Origin of the sequence: Microbacterium sp. H6, assembly GCF_003314775.1 — a bacterium.
Classification (GTDB): Bacteria; Actinomycetota; Actinomycetes; order Actinomycetales; family Microbacteriaceae; genus Microbacterium; species Microbacterium oxydans.
Genome location: NZ_QOAY01000306.1, coordinates 156,923 through 158,670, shown reverse-complemented (window position 1 = coordinate 158,670; position 1,748 = coordinate 156,923). Strand labels below are relative to the sequence as shown.

Genomic DNA, 1,748 nt, shown 5'->3' with positions numbered 1-1,748 from the left:
GCCCTCATCGAGCACACGGGTGACGCGATCGCGAGGGAGCAGCTTCCCTCGCGCCAGGTGACGCTCGCGAGAAGCGTCCGGTCCTCCGCGCGCGGCGGCGGCGAGGCGGTCTCGCAGTTCGTGCGCGAGCGACTCCTGGGATGTCGGCATCGTGATGTCCTCCTCGACCCACGTCCGCCCTGGGCCGAACCCTGGCGCGGTGCATGCACTTTCGGTTAGTGTTCACTAACCCGTTGATTCAGGTTAGCGAGGATTAACTGAGATGACAAGCCCGGTCACCGCCCGAGACCGCGCCAAGGCCGAGCGGTCCGATGCGATCCTGCACGCCGCAGCACGACTGTTCGCCGCGCGCGGGTACAGCGGCGTGAGCCTGGAGGACATCGGCGCTGCCGTCGGTGTGTCCGGCCCGGCCGTCTATCGTCATTTCGCCGGTAAGCAGGCTCTGCTGGGAGCGGTCCTCGTCAAAGTCAGTCAGGACCTCATCCACGGCGGACGCCGCGTCGCTGACGAGGCCCCGACGCCCGACGCGCGCATGCGTGCGCTGATCGAGTTCCACGTGGACTTCGCCCTGGGTAACGCCGAGGTGATCCAGGTGCAGGACCGCGATGTCGCGTTCCTGTCCGATGCCGACCGCGCCGAGGTACGCCGCCTGCAACGCGCCTACATCGAATTGTGGATGGCGGCCCTGGCTCCGTTGCGTCGAGGCGGCACGGACGGCGCCGATCCGGACGAGCTGCGTCTGCGCGTGCAGGCCTGCTTCGGACTCATCAACTCCACGCCGCACAGCACGCGTGCGGCGGCCAGACGGCACTCCGCCACCGCGACCGTGTTGATCGCGATGGCGGATGCTGCCGTGCGCGCGACTAGCTGAGGAGCATCGCCCGCCCCGGCTCCTCGAGGAGGTCGGCCACATCCTTCAGGAACCGGGCGCCCTCCGCGCCGTCGACCATCCGGTGGTCGAAAGAGAGACTGAGGGTCATCAGCTGCCGCAGCGCGATCTCGCCCCGGTGTTCCCAGGGCTGACGACGTACCGCGCCCACGGCCAGGATCCCGGACTGACCGGGGGGAAGGATCGGCGTACCGGCATCGACACCGAACACGCCGATGTTGGAGATCGAGAAGGTGCCGCCCGCGAGCTCCGCCGGCGAGGTCTTCCCCGAACGCGCGACCTCGGCGAGGGATTTCACGGCGTCCGCGAGTTCGGTGAGTGTCAGCCGCTCGGCATCTCTGATCATGGGGACGATCAGTCCGCGCTCCGTCGCTGCCGCGATCCCGAGATCGACGTAGTTGTGCTGGACGATCTCGCCGGCGGCCTCATCCCAACGCGAATTGAGGCCAGGAGTCCGCCCGAGAGCGAGGCAGACCGCCTTCGCCACCACGGCGAGCGGCCCGATCCGATGTGCGCTCAGCGATCGATCTTCGCGGAGACTCGACAGCAGATCCATGGTCGCGGTCACGTCGACGGTATGGAAGACGGTGACGTGCGGGGCCGTGAAGGCGCTCTGGACCATCGCCGCCGCCGTGTGCTTGCGCACTCCGCGGATGGGGATCCGGGTCTCGCGCTCCTCGCCGGCGAGTGCGGCAGGGCTGGCCGGAAGTGCAGCGGACGACGTGGAATGCACGCCGCCGCCGGCGCGATCGTGCGCGCCGACGCGTTCCGCATAGGCGTCTACATCGTTGCGGGTGATGAGGCGGTCGCCCACTTCTGCCGCAACCAGCACGAGATCGATGCCGAGCCTCTTCGCGTG

At 68.6% G+C, this 1,748-nt stretch carries 2 protein-coding genes; one reads left to right on the top strand and one right to left on the bottom strand.

The features are described 5' to 3' along the window. Positions 1 to 262 precede the first annotated feature (262 nt). Positions 263 to 871 carry a TetR/AcrR family transcriptional regulator gene (locus DSP71_RS20815; RefSeq protein WP_113681949.1) on the top strand — a complete coding sequence of 203 codons (609 nt, stop codon included), beginning with the start codon at positions 263 to 265 and terminating at the stop codon, positions 869 to 871. Here the strand turns inward: DSP71_RS20815 and DSP71_RS24470 are convergent. Beyond that, positions 864 to 1,748: dihydrolipoamide acetyltransferase family protein (locus DSP71_RS24470; RefSeq protein WP_258546587.1), on the bottom strand; the 885-nt coding region annotated here is incomplete at its 5' end. The two genes, DSP71_RS20815 and DSP71_RS24470, sit on opposite strands and share 8 nt — an antisense overlap.

Coding starts and splice junctions, on each gene's coding strand:
- DSP71_RS20815 (WP_113681949.1), top strand. CDS start 263: ATGACAAGCCCGGTCACCGCCCGAGACCGCGCCAAGGCCGAGCGGTCC.